Annotated in this window: 22 protein-coding genes; 14 read left to right on the top strand and 8 right to left on the bottom strand. The window is 74.2% G+C overall.

What is annotated here, in order from left to right; all coding sequences use genetic code 11:
* Nucleotides 1–170 precede the first annotated feature (170 nt).
* The 8 genes from ACRAKF_RS30510 (at nucleotide 171) to rfaE2 (ending at nucleotide 9,024) form a co-directional block, all read left to right on the top strand.
* On the top strand, nucleotides 171–1,133 hold the full coding sequence (locus tag ACRAKF_RS30510) for an NAD-dependent epimerase/dehydratase family protein (protein WP_447040793.1): 963 nt from the start codon (nucleotides 171–173) through the stop codon (nucleotides 1,131–1,133).
* A 73-nt stretch (nucleotides 1,134–1,206) separates the two neighbouring features.
* Complete coding sequence (locus tag ACRAKF_RS30515; RefSeq protein ID WP_447040795.1) at nucleotides 1,207–2,880, top strand: carbamoyltransferase family protein; 1,674 nt, start codon at nucleotides 1,207–1,209, stop codon at nucleotides 2,878–2,880.
* The gene (locus ACRAKF_RS30520) at nucleotides 2,880–3,968 is read left to right on the top strand and encodes a glycosyltransferase family 2 protein (protein ID WP_447040797.1); all 1,089 of its coding nucleotides are present in this window, start codon (nucleotides 2,880–2,882) and stop codon (nucleotides 3,966–3,968) included. The genes ACRAKF_RS30515 and ACRAKF_RS30520 overlap by 1 nt, the downstream gene beginning before the upstream one ends.
* On the top strand, nucleotides 3,965–4,684 hold the full coding sequence (locus tag ACRAKF_RS30525) for a D-glycero-alpha-D-manno-heptose-1,7-bisphosphate 7-phosphatase (protein WP_447040798.1): 720 nt from the start codon (nucleotides 3,965–3,967) through the stop codon (nucleotides 4,682–4,684). The genes ACRAKF_RS30520 and ACRAKF_RS30525 overlap by 4 nt, the downstream gene beginning before the upstream one ends.
* Nucleotides 4,681–5,646 (top strand): glycosyltransferase, encoded by a 966-nt coding sequence (locus tag ACRAKF_RS30530; RefSeq protein ID WP_447040800.1) that lies wholly within the window; start codon nucleotides 4,681–4,683, stop codon nucleotides 5,644–5,646. The genes ACRAKF_RS30525 and ACRAKF_RS30530 overlap by 4 nt, the downstream gene beginning before the upstream one ends.
* Nucleotides 5,643–6,905 carry a glycosyltransferase gene (locus ACRAKF_RS30535; protein ID WP_447040802.1) on the top strand — a complete coding sequence of 421 codons (1,263 nt, stop codon included), beginning with the start codon at nucleotides 5,643–5,645 and terminating at the stop codon, nucleotides 6,903–6,905. Before ACRAKF_RS30530 ends, ACRAKF_RS30535 begins: the two co-directional genes overlap by 4 nt.
* 68 nt (nucleotides 6,906–6,973) lie before the next feature.
* Entirely contained in the window at nucleotides 6,974–7,621 is a 648-nt protein-coding gene (locus ACRAKF_RS30540) for a D-sedoheptulose-7-phosphate isomerase (RefSeq protein ID WP_447040803.1), read from the top strand.
* Nucleotides 7,618–9,024, top strand: coding sequence for a D-glycero-beta-D-manno-heptose 1-phosphate adenylyltransferase (gene rfaE2 / locus ACRAKF_RS30545; RefSeq protein ID WP_447040805.1), 1,407 nt, complete (start codon nucleotides 7,618–7,620; stop codon nucleotides 9,022–9,024). Before ACRAKF_RS30540 ends, rfaE2 begins: the two co-directional genes overlap by 4 nt.
* 5 nt (nucleotides 9,025–9,029) lie before the next feature.
* Here the strand turns inward: rfaE2 and ACRAKF_RS30550 are convergent, their stop codons facing one another.
* A complete protein-coding gene (locus ACRAKF_RS30550; RefSeq protein ID WP_447040806.1) occupies nucleotides 9,030–10,304 on the bottom strand; it encodes an MFS transporter in 1,275 nt (424 codons plus the stop codon).
* On the opposite strand from ACRAKF_RS30550, the gene ACRAKF_RS30555 reads away from it, so the two are divergent.
* From ACRAKF_RS30555 to ACRAKF_RS30570, 4 genes are all read left to right on the top strand, one after another.
* Nucleotides 10,246–10,368 (top strand): hypothetical protein, encoded by a 123-nt coding sequence (locus tag ACRAKF_RS30555; RefSeq protein WP_447042317.1) that lies wholly within the window; start codon nucleotides 10,246–10,248, stop codon nucleotides 10,366–10,368. The two genes, ACRAKF_RS30550 and ACRAKF_RS30555, sit on opposite strands and share 59 nt — an antisense overlap.
* 464 nt (nucleotides 10,369–10,832) lie before the next feature.
* On the top strand, nucleotides 10,833–11,579 hold the full coding sequence (locus ACRAKF_RS30560; protein ID WP_447040807.1) for an SDR family oxidoreductase: 747 nt from the start codon (nucleotides 10,833–10,835) through the stop codon (nucleotides 11,577–11,579).
* 25 nt (nucleotides 11,580–11,604) lie between these two features.
* Complete coding sequence (locus ACRAKF_RS30565) at nucleotides 11,605–12,642, top strand: NAD-dependent epimerase/dehydratase family protein (RefSeq protein WP_447040809.1); 1,038 nt, start codon at nucleotides 11,605–11,607, stop codon at nucleotides 12,640–12,642.
* Between the two features lie 15 nt (nucleotides 12,643–12,657).
* Entirely contained in the window at nucleotides 12,658–13,488 is an 831-nt protein-coding gene (locus ACRAKF_RS30570; protein WP_447040810.1) for a glycosyltransferase family 9 protein, read from the top strand.
* On the opposite strand, the gene ACRAKF_RS30575 is transcribed toward ACRAKF_RS30570, so the two are convergent.
* From ACRAKF_RS30575 to ACRAKF_RS30590, 4 genes are all read right to left on the bottom strand, one after another.
* On the bottom strand, nucleotides 13,485–14,249 hold the full coding sequence (locus ACRAKF_RS30575; protein ID WP_447040811.1) for a metallophosphoesterase family protein: 765 nt from the start codon (nucleotides 14,247–14,249) through the stop codon (nucleotides 13,485–13,487). The two genes, ACRAKF_RS30570 and ACRAKF_RS30575, sit on opposite strands and share 4 nt — an antisense overlap.
* Nucleotides 14,246–14,500, bottom strand: coding sequence for a hypothetical protein (locus ACRAKF_RS30580; RefSeq protein WP_447040812.1), 255 nt, complete (start codon nucleotides 14,498–14,500; stop codon nucleotides 14,246–14,248). Before ACRAKF_RS30580 ends, ACRAKF_RS30575 begins: the two co-directional genes overlap by 4 nt.
* Nucleotides 14,497–15,201, bottom strand: coding sequence for a hypothetical protein (locus tag ACRAKF_RS30585; RefSeq protein WP_447040813.1), 705 nt, complete (start codon nucleotides 15,199–15,201; stop codon nucleotides 14,497–14,499). The genes ACRAKF_RS30580 and ACRAKF_RS30585 overlap by 4 nt, the downstream gene beginning before the upstream one ends.
* Nucleotides 15,202–15,393: 192 nt before the next feature.
* Nucleotides 15,394–16,203, bottom strand: coding sequence for an SDR family oxidoreductase (locus ACRAKF_RS30590; RefSeq protein WP_447040814.1), 810 nt, complete (start codon nucleotides 16,201–16,203; stop codon nucleotides 15,394–15,396).
* Between the two features lie 139 nt (nucleotides 16,204–16,342).
* Here ACRAKF_RS30590 and ACRAKF_RS30595 point away from each other — a divergent pair, with 139 nt between their 5' ends.
* The gene (locus ACRAKF_RS30595; protein ID WP_447040816.1) at nucleotides 16,343–16,501 is read left to right on the top strand and encodes a hypothetical protein; all 159 of its coding nucleotides are present in this window, start codon (nucleotides 16,343–16,345) and stop codon (nucleotides 16,499–16,501) included.
* A 108-nt stretch (nucleotides 16,502–16,609) separates the two neighbouring features.
* Complete coding sequence (locus tag ACRAKF_RS30600; RefSeq protein WP_447040817.1) at nucleotides 16,610–18,268, top strand: catalase; 1,659 nt, start codon at nucleotides 16,610–16,612, stop codon at nucleotides 18,266–18,268.
* A 96-nt stretch (nucleotides 18,269–18,364) separates the two neighbouring features.
* Here the strand turns inward: ACRAKF_RS30600 and ACRAKF_RS30605 are convergent, their stop codons facing one another.
* The 3 genes from ACRAKF_RS30605 to ACRAKF_RS30615 all read right to left on the bottom strand — a co-directional run bounded on the left by ACRAKF_RS30605 (nucleotide 18,365) and on the right by ACRAKF_RS30615 (nucleotide 22,114).
* Entirely contained in the window at nucleotides 18,365–20,896 is a 2,532-nt protein-coding gene (locus tag ACRAKF_RS30605; RefSeq protein ID WP_447040818.1) for an ATP-dependent Clp protease ATP-binding subunit, read from the bottom strand.
* Between the two features lie 108 nt (nucleotides 20,897–21,004).
* The gene (locus tag ACRAKF_RS30610; RefSeq protein WP_447040819.1) at nucleotides 21,005–21,481 is read right to left on the bottom strand and encodes a DUF5709 domain-containing protein; all 477 of its coding nucleotides are present in this window, start codon (nucleotides 21,479–21,481) and stop codon (nucleotides 21,005–21,007) included.
* A gap of 162 nt (nucleotides 21,482–21,643) precedes the next feature.
* Nucleotides 21,644–22,114: an SPW repeat protein gene (locus ACRAKF_RS30615; RefSeq protein WP_447042254.1), complete on the bottom strand. Its 471-nt coding sequence runs from the start codon at nucleotides 22,112–22,114 to the stop codon at nucleotides 21,644–21,646.
* Between the last annotated feature and the right edge of the window lie 41 nt (nucleotides 22,115–22,155).

A 22,155-nucleotide genomic window follows, 5' to 3' on the forward strand; every position in this document is an offset into this window, starting at 1 on the left:
GCCGCTGTCTCTCGCGCAGCGGCGGGGCTTTCTGCTTTCTGCCGTGCTGCTTTCCGCCGTGAAAGAAGCGGCCTGTCACCCGGTTCACCCGGTTGCCGTACGCCGCGTAGCCGTCTCTCTCCGTTTCGCAGAGGCTTACCGAGAAATCGGTGCGCACGGAGGAGACCTTGATGACCACAGCTCTGTCGGGAAACTGGGAACACGCCGTCGTCACCGGCGGAGGGGGATTCGTCGGCTCGCACCTGTGCGCCGCCCTGCTGGCCGCGGGCACCGACGTCACCTGCGTGGACGACTTCAGCACCGGACGGCCGGAGAACCTCTCACCGCTCCTCGACCGCCCCGGCTTCACGCTCATACGGGCCAACGTCGCCGAAGGCCTCGGCGTCGACCGCCCGCCCGACCTCGTCCTCCACTTCGCCTCCCCGGCATCGCCCGCCGACTATCTGCGGCTGCCCCTGCACACGCTGGAGACCGGCAGCCTCGGCACCCGCAACGCCCTGCGGCTCGCACACCGCACCGGCGCCCGCTTCCTGCTCGCCTCGACGTCCGAGGTCTACGGCGACCCGCAGCAGAACCCGCAGGACGAGCGGTACTGGGGCCATGTGAACCCGGTGGGCCCGCGGAGCGTGTACGACGAGGCCAAGCGCTTCGGCGAGGCCCTGACCACGGCGCACGCCGAGGCCGAGGGCACCGACACCGGCATCGTGCGGCTGTTCAACACCTACGGGCCCCGCATGCGCGGCCACGACGGCCGTGCCGTGCCGACCTTCGTCCGGCAGGCCCTGGCCGGTGAGCCCCTGACCGTCACCGGTGACGGGAACCAGACCCGCTCGCTGTGCTACGTCGACGACACCGTGCGCGGCGTCCTCGCGGCCGCGGCCCACGGCATGCGCGGCCCGGTCAACATCGGCAACCCCTCCGAGATCACGATGCTGGAGCTCGCCCGGCTGATCATCGAGCTCGCCGGATCGCGTTCGGAGATCCGCTTCATCGACCGCCCCACGGACGATCCGGCCGTCCGCTGCCCGGACATCACCCTGGCCCGCGACAAGCTCCAGTGGGAGCCGCGCGTCGACGCGACGGACGGCCTCCGGCGCACGATCGAGTGGTTCCGCGGCACAGCGGACCACTGACCGCAGGGCGGCCCAGACCCAGCCCGGTCATGTCCCCCGTCCCCGCGACCGCCGAAAGAAGGCCGGTTCTCCCATGCGCATCCTCGGAATCAACGCCCTCTTCCACGACCCCGCCGCCGCCCTCGTGATCGACGGCCGAACCGTCGCCGCCGCCGAGGAGGAGCGGTTCTCCCGGCGCAAGCACGGCAAGCGGCCCGTGCCGTTCTCGGCCTGGGAACTGCCCGAGCAGGCCGCCGCCTGGTGCCTGAGCAGGGCCGGTCTCCGCCCGGAGGACCTCGACGCCGTCGCCTACTCCTACGACCCGGGCCTCGCGCGGCCCGCCGAGTCGATGGGGCTCGACGACCCCTGGGACCACCTGCGCCAGACGTACGCCCGTGAGGCGCCCGGCTTCCTCAAGGCCGCGCTGCCCGGCCTCGACCCGGCCGTCGTCCGCTTCGTGCCGCACCACATGGCGCACGCCGCCTCCAGCGCCTTCGCCGCGCCGGGCGCCGAGGAGTCCTCGGTGCTCGTCCTCGACGGCCGGGGCGAGCGCGCCTCGCACCTCGCCGCGCGGCGCGTGCGGGGCGAGCTCCGGGCGCTGTACGCGCAGGACCTGCCGCACTCCCTCGGCCTCGTCTACGAGGAACTCACCGGGCACCTCGGATTCCTCCGCTCCTCCGACGAGTTCAAGGTCATGGCCCTCGCCTCCCACGGCAGCCCGCGCATGCTCCCCGAACTGCGCCGGCACGTGTACCCGACCGGCGACGGAGGATTCCGCGCCACCGCGGTGCCCTGGCATGAACTCTGCCCGCCCCGCGGCGCCGACGAGCCGTGGACGCAGGCCCACGCCGACGTGGCCGCGAGCGCCCAGGCCGTCCTTGAGGAGACCATGCTCGACCTGGCGCGCTGGCTGCACGGCAAGACCCACGACAGCGTCCTCACCCTCGCCGGCGGCGTCGCCCTGAACTGCGTCGCCAACTCCCGCATAGCCAGGGAGGGCCCCTTCTCCCGGGTGTGGGTGCAGCCCGCTGCCGGTGACGCGGGCACGGCCCTCGGCGGCGCGCTGCTGCTCACCGCGGGCGAGGGCGTCGAGCCCGAACCCATGACCGGCGCCGACCTCGGCCGCGACTGGACGGACGCCGAACTGGGCGCCTGGCTGAAGACGGCCGCCGTGAGCTTCGAGCGGCCCGCGGACATCGCGGGGACCGTGGCGCGGGCGCTGGCCGACAACCGGATCGTCGCCTGGTTCCAGGGCCGCTCCGAGTACGGCCCGAGGGCGCTCGGGCACCGCTCACTGATGGCCCACCCCGGCCACGCGGGCAACCTGGAGCGCCTCAACGACGTCAAGGGCCGCGAGCAGTTCCGCCCGGTCGCCCCGATGGTGCTCGCCGAACGCGCCCCCGAGATCTTCGACGGGCCGCTGCCCAGCCCGTACATGCTCTTCGTGCACGACGTGGCCGAGTCCTGGCGGGAGCGGATACCGGCCGTCGTGCACGTGGACGGCACGGCCCGCATCCAGACCGTCGACGCCGCGCGCGAGCCCCTGGTCGCCCGCATGCTCGGCGAGTTCGAGCGGCTCACCGGGCTGCCGGTCGTGGTCAACACCAGCCTGAACACGGCGGGCCGCCCTATGGTCGACGACCCGCGCGACGCCCTGGAGTGCTTCGGCTCCTCGCCCGTCGACCTCCTGGCCATCGGCCCGTACGCGATCCGCCGCCAGGACCTCTTCCGCGCCGACCTGCGCGCCGACGAGAACGGCGGTGCCTGATGGCCACCCACGAGCGACGGCACGAAGGCGCCGAAGGCACGTACGCGGTGGTGATCCCCACCCTCGGACGGCCCAGCCTCGGCGCGACCCTGCGCGCCCTCGCCGACGCGACAGGGCCGAAGCCCGAGAGCGTGATCCTCGTCGACGACCGGCCGCACAAGCACGGCGCCACACCGCTGCCGGTCGACGTCCCGGCCGCCCTGCGCCCGGTCACCGCCGTGGTGCCCGGCAGGGCGCGCGGCCCCGCCGCGGCCAGGAACACCGGCTGGCGGGCGGCCATGCGGGTGCCGTGGGTCGTCTTCCTCGACGACGACGTGGTGCCGGGACCCACCTGGTGCGACGACCTCGCCCTCGACCTCGCCGCGGCCACCCCCGCCAACGGCGCCGTCACCGCCCGCATCGACGTACCGCTGCCCGCGGACCGCAGGCCGACGGACTGGGAGCGCAGCACCGCGGGGCTCGCCACCGCCCGGTGGATCACCGCCGACATGGCCTACCGCCGGGAGGCGCTCGAAGCCGTCGGCGGCTTCGACGAGCGGTTCCGGCGCGCCTTCCGCGAGGACGCCGACCTGGCGCTGCGGGTGCTCGCCGAGGGCTGGACCGTAGCCCGCGGGGCGCGCTCCACGGCCCATCCGGTACGCCCGGCGGACCGCTGGATCTCGCTGCGCCTCCAGCGGGGCAACGCGGACGACGTGCTCATGACCCGGCTGCACGGCCCCGACTGGTGGACCCGCGCCGCGGCCCCCCGCGGCAGGCTGCCCCGGCACCTCGCGGTGACCGCGGCGGCCCTCGGCGCCCTGGCCTGCGCCGCGCTGCGCAGGCCCGCGGGCGCCACCGCCTGCGCCGCCGGCTGGCTCGCCGGAACCGCCGAGTTCGCCCTGGCCCGCATCCTGCCGGGCCCCCGCCACCGCGAGGAGGTGGTCGCCATGGCCGTGACCAGCGCGCTCATCCCGCCCGCCGCGACCTGGCACTGGCTGCGCGGCCACATCGCGCACCGCGGGGCCGCGCCGCTGCGGCCGGTGTCCGGAGCGTCGAGGCCGCCGGGTACGCCGCGTCGGCCGCTCGCCGGGGAACAGGCCGGCCGATGAACCGGCACCCGGCCGCGCAGACCCGGCCGCCGACGATCACCACGGCCATCGCCGAGACCGCCGACGGGCCCTGGCTGATCGACGGTCCCGCCCCGCCGCGCGGCCCGGGCGCGGCGGACCGGGACCTCCCCGCCGCCGTCCTCTTCGACCGGGACGCGACCCTCGTCGCCGACGTGCCCTACAACGGCGATCCCGCGCGGGTGCGGCTCATGCCGACCGCCCGCGAGGCCGTCGACGCCGTACGGGCGGCGGGCGTCCCGGCCGGCGTGGTGAGCAACCAGTCGGGCGTCGCGCGCGGCCTGTTGTCGCGCGCCCAGGTCGACGCGGTGCGGCGGCGCGTGGAGGAGCTCCTCGGCCCGTTCGCCGTCTGGGCGATCTGCCCGCACGGCCCCGGCGACGGCTGCGGCTGCCGCAAACCGGAGCCGGGGCTCGTCCTCGCCGCGTGCGCACGGCTCGGTGTGCCCGCCGGGCGCGCCGTCGTCATCGGCGACATCGGCGCCGATGTGGACGCCGCGCGCGCCGCCGGTGCGCGCGGTGTGCTCGTGCCCACCCCGGTCACCCGCGCCGAGGAGACCGCCGCCGCGGACACCGTGGCCCCCGACCTGCTCACCGCCGTCCGTCTCGTCCTCGGCCGCCCGGACCCGGCGGACGCCCCGCCCCACCCGCCGACCGGACCGGGCCACGCGCCCGGACCGGAACGAGGAGCGACCGTATGAACATCCTGCTGTGGCACGTGCACGGCTCCTGGACGACAGCGTTCGTGCAGGGGCCCCACACCTACCTCGTTCCCGTCACACCGGACCGCGGCCCGGACGGCCTCGGCCGCGCGCGCACCTTCGCCTGGCCCGACTCCGTACGGGAGATCACCCCCGGGGAGCTGCGCGACGCGGAGGTGGACCTCGTCGTCCTCCAGCGTCCGCACGAACGCGACCTGGCCGAACAGTGGCTCGGCGGGCGGCGCCCGGGCCGTGACGTGCCGGCGGTGTACCTGGAGCACAACGCGCCGGACGGCGACGTACCGAACACCCGGCACCCCTGCGCCGACCGCGACGACCTCACGCTCGTGCACGTCACGCACTTCAACCGGCTGTTCTGGGACAACGGCGGTACGCGCACCGAGGTCATCGAGCACGGCATCGTCGACCCCGGGCACCAGTACACCGGACGGCTCGCCCGCGCGGCCGTCGTCGTCAACGAACCGGTCAGGCGCGGCCGGTACACCGGCACCGACCTCCTGGCCGACCTCAGCGAGGCGGCGCCCCTGGACGTCTTCGGCATGCGCACCGAGGGCCTGGCCGCGCACCTCGGCGTGGCCGAGGACCGCTGCCGCGCCGCCGACCTGCCCCAGGGCGAACTGCACGCCGCGCTCGCGCGCCGCCGCCTGTACCTGCACCCGGTGCGCTGGACGTCGCTCGGCCTGTCCCTCCTGGAGGCCATGCACCTGGGCATGCCCGTCGTCGCGTTCGCCACCACCGAGGCGGTCGAGGCCGTACCGCGCGGCACCGGCACCCTGTCCACCCGCCCCGACGTCCTCGCGCGGGCGGTCCGGCACTACCTGGCGGAACCGGAGGCGGCGGCCGAGGACGGCGCCCGCGCCCGCCAGGCGGCACTCGAACGGTATGGACTCAAGCGCTTCCTCGCCGACTGGGAGCGCGTGATGACGGAGGCGTGCTCATGACCTCGTCCCTTGACCCCTTCGACCCCGGCACCCCCGGAGCGCTGTCGATCGCGCTCGTCTCGGAACACGCGAGCCCGCTCGCCGCCCTCGGCGGCGTGGACGCCGGCGGACAGAACGTGCACGTCGCCTGCCTCGCGGGTGCCCTCGCCGACCGCGGCCACCAGGTCACCGTCTACACCCGCCGCGACGCGCGCGACCTGCCCGACCGGGTGGCGCTGCGCGACGGCGTCGAGGTGCGCCACGTGCCCGCGGGCCCGCCCGAGCCGATCCCCAAGGACGAACTCCTGCCCCACATGGCGGAGTTCGGGCGGTACATGGCCCGTAGCTGGCGCAACCGCCCGCCCGACCTGGTGCACTCGCACTTCTGGATGTCGGGGCTCGCCTCGCTCCGGGCCACGCGCGAGACCGGCCTGCCGCTGCTGCACACGTACCACGCCCTCGGCACGGTGAAGCGGCGCCATCAGCGGCTCGCCGACCCCAGCCCGCCGCGCCGGGTCGCCCTGGAGACGGAGGTGGGCCGCGGCTGCCACCGCATCATCGCCACCTGCCGCGACGAGGTCGCCGAACTGGGCCGCATGGGCATACCCGCCGCCAAGGTCGGCATCGTGCCCTGCGGCGTCGACACCGACCTGTTCACCCCGCGCGGCCCGGTCGCCGAGCGCGGCCCTCTGCGCCACCAGCTGCTCCAGCTCGGCCGGCTCGTTCCGCGCAAGGGCGCGGCGGTCTCCATCGCCGCGCTCGCCCTGCTGCCCGACACCGAGCTGGTGATCGTCGGCGGTCCTCCCGCCGACCGGCTCGGCCAGGACCCCGAGGTGCGCAGGCTGCGCGCCCTCGCCCGGGAGGCGGGCGTCGCCGGCCGGGTCCGCTTCACCGGCGGCGTGCCGAGCGTGGACGTGCCGCCGCTGCTGCGCGCGGCCGACGTGGTGGTGTGCCCCGCCGACTACGAGCCGTTCGGCATCGTCCCGCTGGAGGCCATGGCCTGCGGCAGGCCCGTGGTCGCCAGCGCGGTCGGCGGACAGCTCGACACCGTCGCCGACCCGGCCACCGGGCGCCTGGTGCCGCCCCGCGACCCCGCGGCCCTCGCCCGCGCCGTCGCCGAACTCCTCGCCGACCCCGCGGGGCGCGCGGCGGGCGGCGAGGCGGGGCGCCGCAGGACCCTGCGCCGGTACGGCTGGCCACGGGTCGCCGCGGCCACCGAGGCCGCCTACTGCGCGGTGCTCGACGCCCGGCCCGTCGTGACGGGCGTCGGCGCGGTGTGAGGCCCTGCCCATCAGAAGGAGGTGCGGGCCCGCCGCCGTCCCCCGTGGACGCGGTACGCCCGAACAGCATGAGCGAATTCTCTGCACTCGACGCCGCACATCTGCACTGCCGTTCCCTGGAGCGGGCGATCGTCCGGCTGCGCCGGGACGGCCTCGGCCGCATCACGGACTGGGGCGGCGCACTCGCCGCCGCCCTGCCCGCCGGGAGCCGGCTGCTCGCCGCGGGCAACGGCGGCAGCGCCGCCCAGGCGCAGCACCTGACCGCGGAGCTGGTCGGCCGCTACCAGCGGGAGCGGCCCGCGTACTCCGCGATCGCCCTGCACGCCGAGACGTCCACCATGACCGCCATCGGCAACGACTACGGGTTCGAGCATGTGTACGCGCGCCAGGTCGCCGCCCACGGCAGGCCCGGGGACATCCTGCTGCTGCTCTCCACCTCGGGCCGCAGCGCCAACCTCATCACCGCCGCCGTGGCGGCGCGGGCCGCCGGGCTGCGCGTCTGGGCGCTCACCGGGCCGGGCCCCAACCCCCTCATCGAGGCCGCCCACGACTTTCTCAGCGTCGCGGGCGACACCACGGCGACCGTGCAGGAGGCCCACCTCGTCGCCGTCCACCTGCTCTGCGAGGCCTTCGACGCGGCCGTCGCCGAACCGGCACAGGCCGCGGTGCGGACCGCCGCGCCGAGTGTGATCCGAGTCAACGGGAGCGTGTCATGAAGAACACCGGTCCCAAGCCGCTCGTCGTCGTCGGGGACGTCCTGCTCGACGAGGACATCGAGGGCGTCGCCACCCGGCTCTCGCCGGACGCCTGCGCACCCGTCGTCGACGTCACCGTCGACCGTCGGCACCCCGGCGGCGCCGGTCTCGCCGCCGCGCTCGCCGCCCGCGGCGGACGCGAGGTGACCCTGGTGACCGCGCTCGGCGACGACCCCGCGAGCGAGGCCGTGCGCCGCGAGCTCCGCGGCCGGGTGCGCCTGGTGGAGCTGCCGCTCGAAGGCACCCTGCCGGTGAAGACCCGCGTCCTCGCCTCCGGGCGGCCGCTGGTCCGCATCGACCGGGGCGGCGGCACACCGGGCGAGCCCGACGCCGCGGTGCGCGACGCGCTGGCCGGGGCGCACGCCGTCCTCGTCGCCGACTACGGGCGGCACACCGCGAGCGCCGTACGCGAACAACTGGTGGCCGTCACCCCACGTACGCCCCTGGTGTGGGACCCGCACCCCAAGGGCGACGACCCCGTGCCCGGAGCGCGGCTGGTGACCCCCAACGCCGCCGAGACCCGGGCGCTGTGCGGTGGCGAGGACGAGACGCTGCGCGCCTACGCGGGGCGGGGCGCTGAGCTGGCCGAGCGCTGGCGGGTCTCCGGCGTCGCGGTGACCCTCGGCGACCGGGGCGTCCTGCTCACCCGCCCCGGCTCGGGCACGCCGATGCTCGTGCCGTCCCCCTACCGCGCCACCGGCGACGCGTGCGGCGCCGGTGACTGCTTCGCGGCGACCACGGCCGCGGCGCTCGCCGACGGCGCGCTGCCGGAGGAGGCCCTTCAGCGGGCCGTCGCCGAGGCCGCCGCGTTCGTGTCGGCGGGCGGCGCGACGAACCCCGCGCTGTGGCGGACGACGCCCGCGGCGCCGCCCGAGGAGAGCGTCCGCGCCGACGCCTTCGCGCTCGCGGAGCGGGTGCGGGCGCGCGGCGGCACGGTCGTGGCGACCGGCGGCTGCTTCGACCTGCTCCACGCGGGCCATGTCGGCCTCCTGGAGAGCGCCCGCGGCATCGGCGACTGCCTGATCGTCTGCCTGAACTCCGACGAGTCCCTGACCCGCCGCAAGGGCCCCGGCCGCCCCCTCAACCGGCAGGCCGACCGCGTCCGCGTCCTGGAGGCGCTGGGCAGCGTCGACGCGGTGGCGGTCTTCGAGGAGGACACCCCGCAGAACCTCCTGGCCAGGCTCCGCCCCGACGTGTGGGTCAAGGGCGGCGACTACTCGGTCGAGGACCTCCCCGAGGCGGAGACGCTGCGGGCCTGGGGCGGCCAGGCGGTGGTCCTGCCGTACCTGGACGGCCGCTCGACGACCCTGCTGGCCCGCAGGGCGGCAGCGGCGGTGCCCGCCGCCCAGCGGGAGACACCGTGACGTGGTTACGCGGCTGTGCTCAGGGCGGGCTGGGCCGTGGCCTCGTTCGTGTCCGTCCTGATCAGCACCGGGGAGCCGGTGCCGCGCCTGCGCAGCAGGAGGCCCGTGCCGATCGAGCCGGCGATGAGGAGGCCGCCCGCGACGAGGGCGCCGCGCGCGCCGGCCAGCTCCATGAGGAGGCCGAGCGCGGGCGGGCCGCCCAGGCCCCACGCCGTGCTGATGCTGCCCCACACGCCGAGCACGCGGCCGCGCATGTGGGCCGGCGGGTCGGTCTGGAGGACCGTCGTGCCCGCGGTGTCGGAGACCGATTCCACGACGGCCATCGGCAGTACCAGGACGAGCAGGACCGCGAAGGTGGGGGAGAGGCCCGCGAGGACCTGCAACAGGCCTCCCGCCGCGGCCAGCGTGCCCACCAGGCGCACGGACGGCTTCCGCAGCCGGGCGCCGAGTACCGCGCCGATGATGCCGCCGACCGCCAGCACCGTCGAGACCGTGCCGAACGCCCCCGCGCTCCCGGCCAGCGGCCCGGTGACCAGCACGACCAGCGTGAGGTTGTAGTTCCGTCCGAAGACCGCGCTGATCCCGGTGACGCCCGCGAGAGCGACCAGGCGGGGCCGCCGCATGAAGTAGACGAGGCCCTGCCGCACGGTCATGTTCTCGCCCACCGTCTCGGTGGAAGCCTTCGCCGCGGCGGCATCCTTCGGCCGCTCGGCCACCGCCCCGCGCACCGCCCCGTAGGCGGGACGCAGGAAGGGTATGACCGAGGCCACGAAGAGGAACGACACGCCGTTGGCGGCGTAGGCCGCGGCCGTGCCGAGGAAGCCGACCGTGACACCGCCGAGCGCGGCGCCCGCGAGCCGCCCCGCGCTGTGCACGAGCGAGCCCACGCCGATGGCCGAGGGCACGTCCTCCGGGGGCACGAGGTCGTTGCCGAGGAGGGAGCACGCGGGCCCGTCGACCGTGGCGATGACGCCGGTCACGGCGGCGAGCCCCATGAGGACGGTCAGGTTCAGCCCGCCGCACGCCACCAGGACGGCCGTCGTGAAGGCGATGACGCCCAGGAGCGCCTGGCTGACGGCGGCCGTGAGCTTGCGGGGCCAGCGGTCGACCGCGGCGCCGCCCACGACGCTCATCAGCAGCGCGGGCGCGGCCTGCACGGACATGGAGAGGCCGGTGGCCGCCGCGGAGCCGGTGATCTGCAGCACCAGCAGGTTCTGCACGGTGAGCTGCATCCACGTACCGGCGTTCGACACGAAGTTCGCGACCGACCACCAGCGCATGCTGCGGTACTTCAGCGACCGCCACGGCGACCGCGACGCGTCCGGGGCCGGGGCCGGTGTGTGAACGGGCTCGGACGGGGCAGGAGAGGACTGGGGAGAAGAAGAAGACACAGGCTACTCGGGGCTCGGGCGAGTCGGCGGGGACTCAAGCGTGGTTCCGGCGGCGTTTCAGGACGCGCGCAGCTCTGCGCGGTCGCTCCACCGGATCTGTTCGGCACCGTGTCGCCGAGTAGGCGTCTCCTGGCCGGCGTCACGTCGTCGCGGACGCTCCGGAGTACGGCGATGACCATCGTGGCAGATGGCCCCGAAGCGCTTCTGCCCCGCTTCGGGACGCTTCGCCCCCGCGGACGGTCGAGGAACACCAACTCCCGTCCCGCACACGGACATTCGCGCTTCTGGTGTGCTTGCTCACACGCTTCTCCGGCCGCTCCCGACGTGCCGTGCGGCGTGCTCCGGGTCACAGTGGTGGGTGGTGCGGTCACCCAGCGCGAACCGTCCATCCGCACCCCGGAGCAAGGAAGGCACAGCATGGGCGCCGCAGCACAGATCGACCTCCACGGCAGACGCGCGCTGGTGACCGGCGCGGCCCGGGGCCTCGGCGCCTCGATCGCCTGGCGCCTCGCCGCGGCCGGGGCGGCCGTCCTGGTCGCCGACGTCCGCAAGGACCTCGCCGTGGAGCTCTGCGCGGAGCTCACCGGCGAGGGGGGCGACGCCCGCTTCGTGGAGATGGACGTACGCGACGCCGTGGGCGTGGCCGCGGTCTTCCGGGATCTCGACGAGGCAGGGGAGCCGGTCGACATCCTGGTCAACAACGCCGCCGTGGACGTCTCCAAGCCGATCGAGCACCTGACGGCCGACGAGGTGACCCGGGTCGTCGAGACCAACCTGCTCGGGCCCATGTACCTCTGCCTGGAGACCTACCGCCGCATGATCGCCCGTGGCGGCGGCCACATCGTGAACATCCTGTCCACCGCGGCGAACCGGACCTGGACCGAGGCGGGACCGTACGCGTCGGCCAAGTCGGGCCTGCGCGCGTTCACCCACACGCTCTTCAAGGAGGCGCAGCGCGACTGCGTCGGCATCGGCGTCACCGGCGTCATCGCGGGCGGCATGGAGACCCCGTTCATCATGGAGCGCTTCCCCGACGCCGACGTCACGATGCTCCAGAGCCCGGACATCGTGGCCGACACGGTCCTGTACGCGCTCTCGGTCCCGGCGGGCAGCGTGGTGGGCGAGCTGGTCGTCGTGCCCCGCAGGGAGCCGTCCTGGCCCTGAGACGTCGGCGAAAGAAGGTGCTCCCATGCGTCGGCCCACCCACACGCGGCCTCCCGGCACGGAGGCGATGTTCTCCATGGCTCCCGTGGCCCCGCCCCCCTGGCGGCACGCCCTGGTGACCGCAGGTACCGGCTTCCTCGGCTCGCATCTGTGCGAGCGCCTGCTCGACGCGGGCGTCGCGGTCGACTGCGTGGACGACCTGCCGCTCGGCGCCGCCCGCGGCATCGCCCACCTCGCCGACCACCCCCGCTTCCGCCACCTGGAGCGGAACCTCGCGCGGCCCGGCACCCCGGACACCCTCGCGGGACCGTACGACCTGGTGCTGCACCTCGGGTGCCTCGCCCCACCCGCCGCCGCGCGGCAGCGCCCGCTGGACGCGCTCGACGCCGCCAGCCTGGGCACGCGCAACGCCCTCGCCGTGGCCGGCAGGGACGGCGCCCGTTTCCTGCTCGCCTCGACCTGCCACGCCGAGGGGGCCGCGCCCCGCGACAGCGCCCGTGACGAAGCGCGGCGCTTCGCCGAGACCCTGACCACCGCCTACGTGAGCGCGGAGGAGGCCGACGCCGGGATCGTGCGGGTCTTCCCGGCGTACGGGCCGCGCATGGGGCCCGGCGACGGCCGCATGGTCCCCGGACTCATCCGGCAGGCCCTCGACGGCGAACCGGTCACCGTCCCCGGGGACGGCAGCCACGCGCCCTCCCTCTGCTACGTCGACGACACGGTCGACGGCGTGCTCCTGGTGGCCGCGAGCCGGTCGGTGCGGCCGGTCGACATCGGGGGCGACGACGGGACCACCGTGGCGGAGATCGCCCGCAAGATCCTCGCCCTGACCGGCTCCGACGCGCCTGTGCGGTACACGGGTCAGGACGTCCCCGAGCCGCCCCGGCCCCTGACGGGCTTCGCCCACGAACTCTTCGGCTGGACCCCGAGGACCGACTGGGACGACGGGCTGAAACGCACCATCGCCGACTGCCTCGAACGCCGCGCCGAGGCCCGCTCCGAAGGTGAACGCCGAGGCGTGCCGGGCGCGGAGCGGGGCACCCGGCATGCGTGCTCGTGGTGAGAGGGAGGATGTGTCATGAAGGCGCTCGTGGTCTGCCCTGACAGCATGTCCGGGGTGCTCCTGGCGGGTCCGGCGGTCCGCGCCGTCGCGGCCTCGGCGGACCACGTGACGGTGGCGTGCGGACCCCGCGGCGCACCCGCGGCACGGCTGCTGCCCGGCGCCGACGACGTCCTCGTACCGCGGGCGCCGTGGGAGGGCGAAGGACCGCCGCCCGTGGACGACGCGGACCCGGACGGACCGCTCCGGCGCCTGGCGGAGGCGGCGTTCGACGTCGCGCTCGTCCTGGCCTCCCCCAGGGAGAGCCCGCTGCCGGCCGCGCTACTGCGGGCGGCGCGGGTGCCCCGCGTCGGGGGCGACGGCACCGCGCGCGACGCCGAGGCGGCGCTCGACAGCGCCGCGGCCCTCGGCTTCCACCCGCGCCGCGGGGACGACGGCAGGCTCCGCGTCCACCCCGGCCCCGACACCACCGGCCTCACGGGCAACGGCCCGTACGTCGTGCTGCACCCGGGCGCCGGCGGCCCGGCCCGCGCCGGAGGCGCCGAGCGCGCGGCCGAGGTGGTCGCCCTGCTCGCCGACGGCGGCCACCGCGTCGTCGTCACCGGCGGGCCCGAGGAGACCGGCCTGACCCGGCGGGTCAGCGGCGACATCGCCGTCGACCTGGGCGGCCGCACGGACGTGCGGACCCTGTCGGGCGTCCTGCGCGCCGCCGACGCCGTCATCGCGGGCCGTACGGGCCCCGCGTACCTCGCCGCCGCCGCGGGCGCCCCGGTCGTCTCCGGCTCCCGCGGCACGGCCCTCGACGTGGTCCGCACGGTGCAGAAACTGCTGGCGCGGCGGACGGCTTAGCCCGACCGCTGGGCGGAGGCGGCGGCCGTCGCGTGCTCGTGGCCCCGCAGGTGGTAGACGTTGAACGCCTTGCGGATGACCGGCTGGGCCACGTTGCGCACCGGCACGCCGCCGCTGGTCATCCCGTGTTCGGTGCCCGCGTGCGCGTGGCCGTGGACGAGGAGGTCCGCGCCCACCGCGTCGACGGCCTCGGCCAGCAGATAGCTGCCGAGGAACGGATAGATCTCCAGGGGTTCGCCCGCGAGGGTGTCCGGCACGGGCGCGAAGTGCGTGAGCGCCACGCGGGCCTCGCAGCCCTGCTCGGCGAGGTCGGTGAGGGAGGTCCGCAGGCCGTCCGCGCAGCGGCGGGTGTACCGGATGAAGTCCTTCATCATCCGCTCGCCGAACTCGCTGCCGCAGCGCCCGACGAACCCGCCGCCGAACCCCTTGGTGCCCGCGACGCCCACGCGCGCCCCGTCGATCTCGACGACCGTGCCCTCGCCTTCGAGCACCCGTACCCCCGCGTCGCGCAGGATCGCGGTGACCTCGTCGGGCTTGTCGTCGTGGTGGTCGTGGTTGCCGAGCACGGCGATGACGGGGACCGGCAGGTCCGTGATCTCCTCGGCGACCACCCGGGCCTCCTCCGGTGTGCCGTGGCGGGTGAGGTCGCCGGCCAGGAGCAGCAGGTCGGCACAGTCGGGCAGGGTCTCGAAGGCGGGCCGGAGCACTCCTCGGCTGTCGAGGCCCATGTGGATGTCCCCGACGGCGGCGACGCGGATCATGACACTTCCTCCGGGTGGTCCGGGGTCGCCGTCTCGGCGACCACGATGTCGCAGTGGACCGTGAGCCCGTCCAGTTCCTCGCGCACGGTGCGCAGGAGTTCCTCGCGGCAGTGCGCCGTGGGCACGGTCCCGGCGACCGTGACGGACGAGCCGCGGTTCTCCACGCGCAGGCCCAGCTCGCCCTGTTCCTCGGCGGCGAGCCGTTCCTGCAAGTGGGCGATGCGGTACTCGACGTTGGCCGGGTCGTTCATCGGTCTCCTCCTCGCGGTGCGACGACCTGAAGGCGTTCCAGCAGATAGAGAAAGGCGGCCGGCATCGGGGCGTCCTCGCAGTCGCGGCGGACGGTCTCCCAGTCGACCATCTCGCGGAGCTGCCGCGCGATCGGCAGGACGGCGCCGAAGTCGCAGTGGTGCTCGGAGAACGCGGCGAGCAGGGCCCGCATCAGGTCGGTCGGCGCCAGGACCGGCATCCGTACGGAGTCCACCGGCAGTTCGGTGGCCCGGGCCAGCAGCTCGGCGGTGACGGGCTGATGGGCCAGCTCGAAGATGAGGTCGATGTCCTGGCCCAGGCACTTGGCCTTGAGCAGCCAGTCCTCGGGCGGCTGATACACCGTCAGTCCGGCTTCGGTGAGCGTCGCCGCGACCGACCCGGCGTCCTCCGGCTTGATGCAGAAGTCGGCGTCGTGCTGGAGGTTGCCCGCCCCGCCGTGCGCGTACACGGCGACGCTGCCCGCGAGGGCGAACTCGTGGCCGTTCCTCTTCAGCAGGGCGCCCACCTGCTTGGCCGCCTCCAGGATGGCCTGGTTGAGGTCGGGCGGGAGTTCCTCCGAGGGGACGTCGTGCCGGGCCTCGTTCACCCCGATGGGCCCGCCCGCCGGGCGCAGTTCGGTGACCGGCTGCTGTCGCTCGCCGGCGGCGTGGTCGGGAGTGGCGTTCTCTGCGTTCCGCGTCACCTGCTGCTCCGTTTCCGGACGCCGGCTGCTGCACTGACCGTGCAGGTCGGCCGTCTGAGACGATCCCTGCTCCAGGCACCACCGGTACCCGGTCCGCCGACTTCGACACGGGCCGCTTCGCCGCCGGCCCTCTGACGTGCGGGGCCGCGCGATGTCGCTCTCTCCTTATACCGCAGGGCCACGGGGGGCACCTCAGGGCCGCCGCCAGGCGTCGCTGTGGAGGTGGGAGCCCGCCTGGGGGCCCATCCGGACCATGCCGCCGTCGGCGACGTAGGAGGCGCCGGTCACGTACGAGGCGTCGGGGCCCGCGAGGAACGCGATGACGGCGGCGATCTCACGGGCGTCGCCGGGGCGGCCGAGCGGGATGCCGGGGCGGCTCTCGGTGTGCACGTCCGTGTCCTCCTGGCCGGTCATGGGCGTGGCGATCTCACCGGGGGCCACCGCGTTGACGGTGATGCCGTGCTCCGCGAGCTCCAGGGCCATCACCTGGGTCAGCAGCCCGAGCCCGCCCTTGGCCGCGCAGTACGGGGCCGCGCCCACGCGGGGCTGGTGCTCGTGCACGGAGGTCACATTCACGATGCGGCCGCCGTCGCCCTGCCGGATCATCCGGCGCGCGGCGTGCTGACCGCAGAGGAACGGGCCGATGAGGTCCACGTCGACGACGTGCCGCACGTCCTCGTGGGTGAGGTCGAGGAAGGGCGTCGCGGTACCCGTCCCCGCGTTGTTGACCAGTACGTCGATCCGGCCGAGCCGCTCGGCGAGCCGGTCGACCACGGCCGCCTCATCGGGCAGCCGGCTCAGGTCCATCCGGGCGACCTCCGCGCGCCTGCCGTGGCCGCGCACCTCCTCGGCCGTCCGCTGCGCGCCCTCCTCGTCGGTGTGCCAGGTGATCCCCACGTCCAGGCCGGCCGCGGCGAGCCGGACGGCCGTGGCGCGGCCGATGCCGGAGTCCGCGCCGGTGACGACGGCCGCCTTGGCCGGGGGAGCGGTGAGGTCGGTCATGGGGGTCTCCCTTGGGGCTTTTCGGGTGAGGGCGAGGCGAACGGGTACCCGGTGGCGCACGCCACGAACGGACACGGCCGCCGCCCCGGGCGACCATGGACATATCGGAATGTACCGGGATGAATGGGAGACGTACCTCGTGAGTGAGAGCACCCCGTCACAGGCCGAGGGCGAGCGGGACACGGGGCCCGACGACACGGGCCGGCCGGCCCGGGACGAGCGGCCCGATCCGCCGCGCACGACGCCCTCGCAGGCCGAGGGGGACGACGACCAGGACGCGGGCGACACGGACGGGTGAGCGCGGGCGGTTCAACCCGCACCGACGGCAGCCCCGGACACACCACGGCACATCAATGATCACCAGGCACGGAGCACGTGCCGATCTCGGGTCGAAGGAGCAGAAGCAGTGACCGACGTATCGAGCAAGGGCCCCGCCCCGGACGACAACCGGGAGACGCTCACCAACCGGCAGGGCCACCCGGTCCACGACAACCAGAACCAGCGCACCGTCGGCGCCCGCGGCCCCGCGACGCTGGAGAACTACCAGTTCCTGGAGAAGATCAGCCACTTCGACCGCGAGCGCATCCCCGAGCGCGTCGTCCACGCCCGGGGCGTCACCGCGTACGGCTTCTTCGAGGCGTACGGGACCTTCGGCGACGAGCCGATCGCCCGCTTCACCCGGGCCAAGCTCTTCCAGGAGCGCGGCAAGCGCACCGACGTCGCCGTGCGCTTCTCCACCGTCATCGGCGGCCGTGACTCCTCCGAGGCGGCCCGCGACCCCCGCGGCTTCGCCGTGAAGTTCTACACCGAGGACGGCAACTGGGACCTCGTCGGCAACAACCTCGGCGTCTTCTTCATCCGCGACGCGATCAAGTTCCCCGACGTCATCCATGCGCTCAAGCCGGACCCCGTCACCTTCGAGCAGCAGCCGCGCCGCATCTTCGACTTCATGTCACAGACGCCCGAGTCCATGCACATGCTGGTCAACCTGTTCAGCCCGCGCGGCATCCCCTCGGACTACCGCCACATGCAGGGCTTCGGCGTCAACACCTACAAGTGGGTCAACGAACAGGGCGAGTCCCTCCTGGTCAAGTACCACTGGATGCCCAAGCAGGGCGTCCGCAGCATGACCGCGGAGGACGCCGCCAACGTACAGGCGCAGGGCCTCGGACACGCCACCAAGGACCTGTACGAGGCGGTCGGGCGCGGCGACCACCCCGAGTGGGAGCTGCTCGTCCAGGTCATGGACGACCACGACCACCCCGAGCTGGACTTCGACCCCCTCGATGACACCAAGACCTGGCCCGAGCAGGACTTCCCGCCCAAGGCCGTCGGCCGGATGGTGCTCGACCGGATGCCGGACAACTACTTCGCGGAGAACGAGCAGATCTCGTTCGGCACCGGCGTCCTCGTCGACGGCCTCGACTTCTCCGACGACAAGATGCTCGTGGGCCGCACCTTCTCCTACAGCGACACCCAGCGCCACCGCGTCGGCCCCAACTACCTGCAACTCCCGGTCAACCACGCCAAGAACGCGAACGTCCGCACCAACCAGCGCGACGGACAGATGACCTACCACGTCGACCGCGGCGGCGAGAACCCCATCGTCAACTACGAGCCGTCCATCACCGGCGGCCTGCGCGAGGCCCAGTACTCCACGGTGGACGAGCAGGGCCCCGAGATCCGCGGCAGGCTCACCCGCAAGCGCATCCCGCGCACCAACGACTACCTCCAGGCGGGCCAGCGCTACCTCCTGATGGAGCAGTGGGAGCGCGACGATCTCGTGGAGAACCTCGTCGGCATGCTGTCCCAGTGCGACCGGGCGGTGCAGGAGCGGATGGTCTGGCACTTCCTGCTCGTCGAGAACGACCTCGGCCTCAGGATCGGCGAGGGCCTCGGCATCGGGCCCAAGGACGTCGCGGGGCTCCAGCCGCTGGCGAGCCAGGACCTGACCGAGGAGGACCGCAAGCGGCTCGCCAACCTCGGCGAGAATCCGCCGCGCGACGTCGAGGGCCTGACCATGACGCACTGCGTCCCCGACGAGCGACACGTCGTCTCGCGCTGACGCGGCCATGGTCCCCGGGGGCCGACGCCCGGCCCCCGGGGCGGCGGGAGAACCCCCGCCCCTGAGCCCGGCACCGGCCCCGACGGCCACGCCCCGTCAGGCGGCCGGTGCCCCGGCCGTGGTGGTCAGGGAGAGCGCGTCGCCCTCGACGTCCACCGTGACCCGGCTGCCCGGCGTGAGCCGGCCGTCCAGGAGCAGCCGGGAGAGCCGGTTGTCCACCTCGCGCTGAATGGTGCGGCGCAGCGGACGCGCCCCGTACTCCGGCTGGTGCCCGGTCCGCGCCAGCCAGTCCACCGCCGCCGGGGTGAATTCGATGGTGACGTCCTGCGCGTGCAGCCGGCGCCGGGTCTCCTCCAGGAGGAGGTCGGTGACCTGCCGCAGCTGCTCGTCCGTGAGCCTGCGGAAGATGACCACCTCGTCGATGCGGTTGAGGAACTCCGGCCTGAAGTGCTCACGCAGCGGCCGCATCACCTGCTCGCGCCGCGCCTCCTCGTCCGCCTCGGAACCGTCCGCGCGGAAGCCGAGGGTGCCGCCGCGCCCGGTCAGCGCCTCGGAGCCGAGGTTGCTCGTCATCACGATGACGGTGTTGGTGAAGTTCACCGTCCGCCCCTGCGCGTCGGTGAGGCGGCCGTCGTCCAGGACCTGGAGCAGGGTGTTGAAGACATCGGGGTGGGCCTTCTCCACCTCGTCGAGCAGCAGCAGCGAGTACGGGTGACGGCGTACGGCCTCGGTGAGCTGGCCCGCCTCCTCGTGACCCACGTACCCGGGCGGCGCCCCGACGAGCCTGCTGACGGTGTGCCGCTCCTGGAACTCGCTCATGTCCAGGCGGACCATCCGGTCCTCGCTGCCGAACAGCGCCTCGGCCAGCGCCCGCGCCAGCTCCGTCTTGCCGACGCCCGTCGGGCCGAGGAAGAGGAAACTGCCGATGGGCCGGTCCGGGCTCGAGAGGCCCGAGCGGGAGCGCAGGACCGCCTCCGCCACCGCGCTGACGGCCTCCTCCTGCCCGACGACCCGCTCGTGCAGATGCCCCTCCAGGCCGAGCAGGCGCTGCTTCTCCTCCTGCGTGAGGGTGCTCACCGGGATGCCGGTCTGCCGGGACACCACCTCGGCGATGTCCTCGGCGGTGACCTCCACGATCTGCCCGTCGCCCGGCTCGCGGCTCTGCCCGGCATCGATCTTGCGGGCGAGGTCGGTGACGCGGTCCCGCAGTTCCATGGCGCGCTCGTACTGCTCCGCCGCCACCGCCTGGTCCTTGTCGCGGGTGAGCTGCTCCATCTCGCGCTCCAGGGCGCGTACGTCGGTGCCCTTCGTGCTGGCCCGCAGCCGCACCCGCGCGCCCGCCTGGTCCATGAGGTCGATGGCCTTGTCGGGCAGGAAGCGCTCGGTGAGATAGCGGTCGGACAGCTCCACGGCGGCCAGCAGCGCGTCGTCGGCGTAGCGGACCTGGTGGTGCGCCTCGTAACGGTCGCTCAGCCCCCGCAGGATCTCCACCGCGTCCGCCGGGCTCGGCTCGGCGACCAGGATGGGCTGGAAGCGGCGGGCGAGCGCGGCGTCCTTCTCGATGTAGCGCCGGTACTCCTCCAGGGTGGTCGCTCCGATGACGTGCAGCTCACCCCTGGCGAGGGCGGGCTTGAGCATGTTGCCCGCGTCCATCGAGCCGCCCTCGGAACCGCCGCCGCCGGCCCCGACCATGGTGTGCAGCTCGTCGATGAACACGATCAGCTGGTCGGAGTGGGCGCGGACCTCCTCGATGATGCTGTTCAGCCGCTCCTCGAAGTCACCGCGGTAGCGGGTGCCCGCCACGACGCCGGCCAGGTCGAGGGCGATGACGCGGCGGCCCGCCAGGGTCTCCGGTACGTCGCCGTCGGCGATCCGCTGGGCCAGGCCCTCCACCACGGACGTCTTTCCGACGCCCGCGTCACCGATCAGCACCGGGTTGTTCTTGCCGCGCCGGGAGAGCACCTCGATGGTTTGCTCGATCTCCTCCTCGCGGCCGATCACCGGGTCCACGCCGCCCTCGGCGGCCCGCGCGGTCAGGTCCCGCCCGAACTGGTCGAGGGTGGGTGTCGCGCCGCCACCGCCGCCCTGCCGCTGCTCGGCGGGCCCCGGCTGATGGCCCTGCGGCGCCTGCGAGGGCGGGCCCGGGTCGAAGCGGGCCGCGTTGAGGATGTGTCCCGCCGCGGAGTCGGGGTTGGCGGCCAGTGCCATGACGATGTGCTCAGGGCCGATGTACCCGGCGCCGACCGCCCGCGCCACCTCGTGCGCGTCGAGCAGGGCACGCTTCACGGCCGGGGTGAGCGCGACGGCCTGCGTGGGCACGGCGCCCTCGGTCTCCGCGGAGTGCCGGTCGATCTCCTCGGCGATCTGCTCGGGGTCGGCCCCCGAGCGCGCGACCAGGCCGCGGGTCGGCTCGATGGTCAGCGCCGCCCGCAGCAGATGCTCGGTGTCGAGGTTGCTCCTGCCGTGCTCGGCCGCGTACGAGGCCGCTTGGGCCACGAGCTGCCGCGCCTGGCCGCTCATCATCCTGCCGATGTCGATCTGCCGCCGGCCGCTGCCGAGGAACCGTGCGAAGAGCTCCCCGAACGGGTCCTGCCCGAACCCTTCGGGGCCGATGAAACCGCTGCTCATAGCCGTCCGTTCCGGTGTCCCGGTTCGGCCGGGACACCCTGGTGCGTGATCGTGTCGTACCCGTTTCGCGTGCCCCCGCCGGGCGGGGTCAGTCCTGGCCGGTGGTCCCTACGGAGCGGGTGGCAACTCCTCGTCGGGGACGACGTGGACCGCGGCCTCCTCGGCGGACGCCGCGCCCCCGTCGATCCCCTCGTCCGTGGCGACGACCTCCTTCGTGGTGTCCGTGTGCGCGCCCTCGTCCGGGGCCACGAGGCGGCCCGCACGGCGCTCCCCGGCCTCCGGGTCCACGGGCTCGCCCTCGCCGTCCGGCAGGTCGCCGACGCCGTCACCGTCCACGGGCTCCGTGTCGGGCACCTCCTGCGCGAGCCGCTCGTCGAGCGTCTCGCCCTCGTGCTGCTCCTCCGCCGTGGTGCCCGTCTTGTTGACGCCGAGGGGTTTCTCGGGCGGCGAGTAGCCCTCGTCGAGCATGTCGTCGTAACTACGCTCGTCCACCGCGTCCTGGAGGTCCAGCGGAGCCGCGTCCTCCTGCTCCTCGTTGTCGCCGGTGGGCTGGTAGGCGTCGTCCGCCATGTTCTGGTCGCTCATCACTACCTCGCGCTAGGGGTCGTCAGAGATCGCGCTTCGCCCTTAGATCGTCGCGCGTAGGTGCTCGAAGTGCCCGCGGCGCACTGGGCCAAACGCCGACGTGAACGACGTCGCGCCCCACGGCGTGGTGGCCGTGGGGCGCGTGGTGACGTCACTCGTCGGTCAACCGGACCCGGCCCGGTACATGCCGCTCCTCCTGCCGCGTCCCGCGCCGCCCCGCGACTCCGCCTTCTTGGCGGCCATGGCGGCGGCCATGGCGAGCAGGGTGGCGACGGCGCCGGTGATGACATTGCTGACCACGGTCCGCGTGGTGCTCTGGTCACCCGCGACGACCCAGGGCGCGACGATGGTCCACAGGCCCAGGGCGCAGGCGGCCCAGGCCATGCTGTGGCTCCGTTCGTAGGCCCGCCCGAAGCCGCCGCTCATCAGCAGCGCGTAGGAGATGCCGACGATGAGGTTGACGACGCTCAGGCGCGTGAGGCCGTTGAAGCCCGCGATCCAGGGCGAAGCGGCCAGATAAAGGCCTGTCACGAAGGCCAACGCGTCGATGGCCTGCACCTTGGGCGTGCTCGCCATGCGCTCGGCACTCTCGTGGCGGGCCCGTATGTCGGCGATGTCCGGGTGCGTTTCCATGGACGGCGACGTGGAAGAGGTTGTCACTGCGCCCACCTCCA

Source organism: Streptomyces sp. DSM 118878, from assembly GCF_052936595.1.

Bases quoted from the DNA above. Each gene is read 5' to 3' on its own strand.
- ACRAKF_RS30510 (WP_447040793.1), top strand. From the start codon at position 171: ATGACCACAGCTCTGTCGGGAAACTGGGAACACGCCGTCGTCACCGGC.
- ACRAKF_RS30515 (WP_447040795.1), top strand. From the start codon at position 1,207: ATGCGCATCCTCGGAATCAACGCCCTCTTCCACGACCCCGCCGCCGCC.
- ACRAKF_RS30520 (WP_447040797.1), top strand. From the start codon at position 2,880: ATGGCCACCCACGAGCGACGGCACGAAGGCGCCGAAGGCACGTACGCG.
- ACRAKF_RS30525 (WP_447040798.1), top strand. From the start codon at position 3,965: ATGAACCGGCACCCGGCCGCGCAGACCCGGCCGCCGACGATCACCACG.
- ACRAKF_RS30530 (WP_447040800.1), top strand. From the start codon at position 4,681: ATGAACATCCTGCTGTGGCACGTGCACGGCTCCTGGACGACAGCGTTC.
- ACRAKF_RS30535 (WP_447040802.1), top strand. From the start codon at position 5,643: ATGACCTCGTCCCTTGACCCCTTCGACCCCGGCACCCCCGGAGCGCTG.
- ACRAKF_RS30540 (WP_447040803.1), top strand. From the start codon at position 6,974: ATGAGCGAATTCTCTGCACTCGACGCCGCACATCTGCACTGCCGTTCC.
- rfaE2 (WP_447040805.1), top strand. From the start codon at position 7,618: ATGAAGAACACCGGTCCCAAGCCGCTCGTCGTCGTCGGGGACGTCCTG.
- ACRAKF_RS30550 (WP_447040806.1), bottom strand. From the start codon at position 10,304: ATGCGCTGGTGGTCGGTCGCGAACTTCGTGTCGAACGCCGGTACGTGG.
- ACRAKF_RS30560 (WP_447040807.1), top strand. From the start codon at position 10,833: ATGGGCGCCGCAGCACAGATCGACCTCCACGGCAGACGCGCGCTGGTG.
- ACRAKF_RS30565 (WP_447040809.1), top strand. From the start codon at position 11,605: ATGCGTCGGCCCACCCACACGCGGCCTCCCGGCACGGAGGCGATGTTC.
- ACRAKF_RS30570 (WP_447040810.1), top strand. From the start codon at position 12,658: ATGAAGGCGCTCGTGGTCTGCCCTGACAGCATGTCCGGGGTGCTCCTG.
- ACRAKF_RS30575 (WP_447040811.1), bottom strand. From the start codon at position 14,249: ATGATCCGCGTCGCCGCCGTCGGGGACATCCACATGGGCCTCGACAGC.
- ACRAKF_RS30580 (WP_447040812.1), bottom strand. From the start codon at position 14,500: ATGAACGACCCGGCCAACGTCGAGTACCGCATCGCCCACTTGCAGGAA.
- ACRAKF_RS30590 (WP_447040814.1), bottom strand. From the start codon at position 16,203: ATGACCGACCTCACCGCTCCCCCGGCCAAGGCGGCCGTCGTCACCGGC.
- ACRAKF_RS30605 (WP_447040818.1), bottom strand. From the start codon at position 20,896: ATGAGCAGCGGTTTCATCGGCCCCGAAGGGTTCGGGCAGGACCCGTTC.
- ACRAKF_RS30610 (WP_447040819.1), bottom strand. From the start codon at position 21,481: ATGAGCGACCAGAACATGGCGGACGACGCCTACCAGCCCACCGGCGAC.
- ACRAKF_RS30615 (WP_447042254.1), bottom strand. From the start codon at position 22,114: ATGGAAACGCACCCGGACATCGCCGACATACGGGCCCGCCACGAGAGT.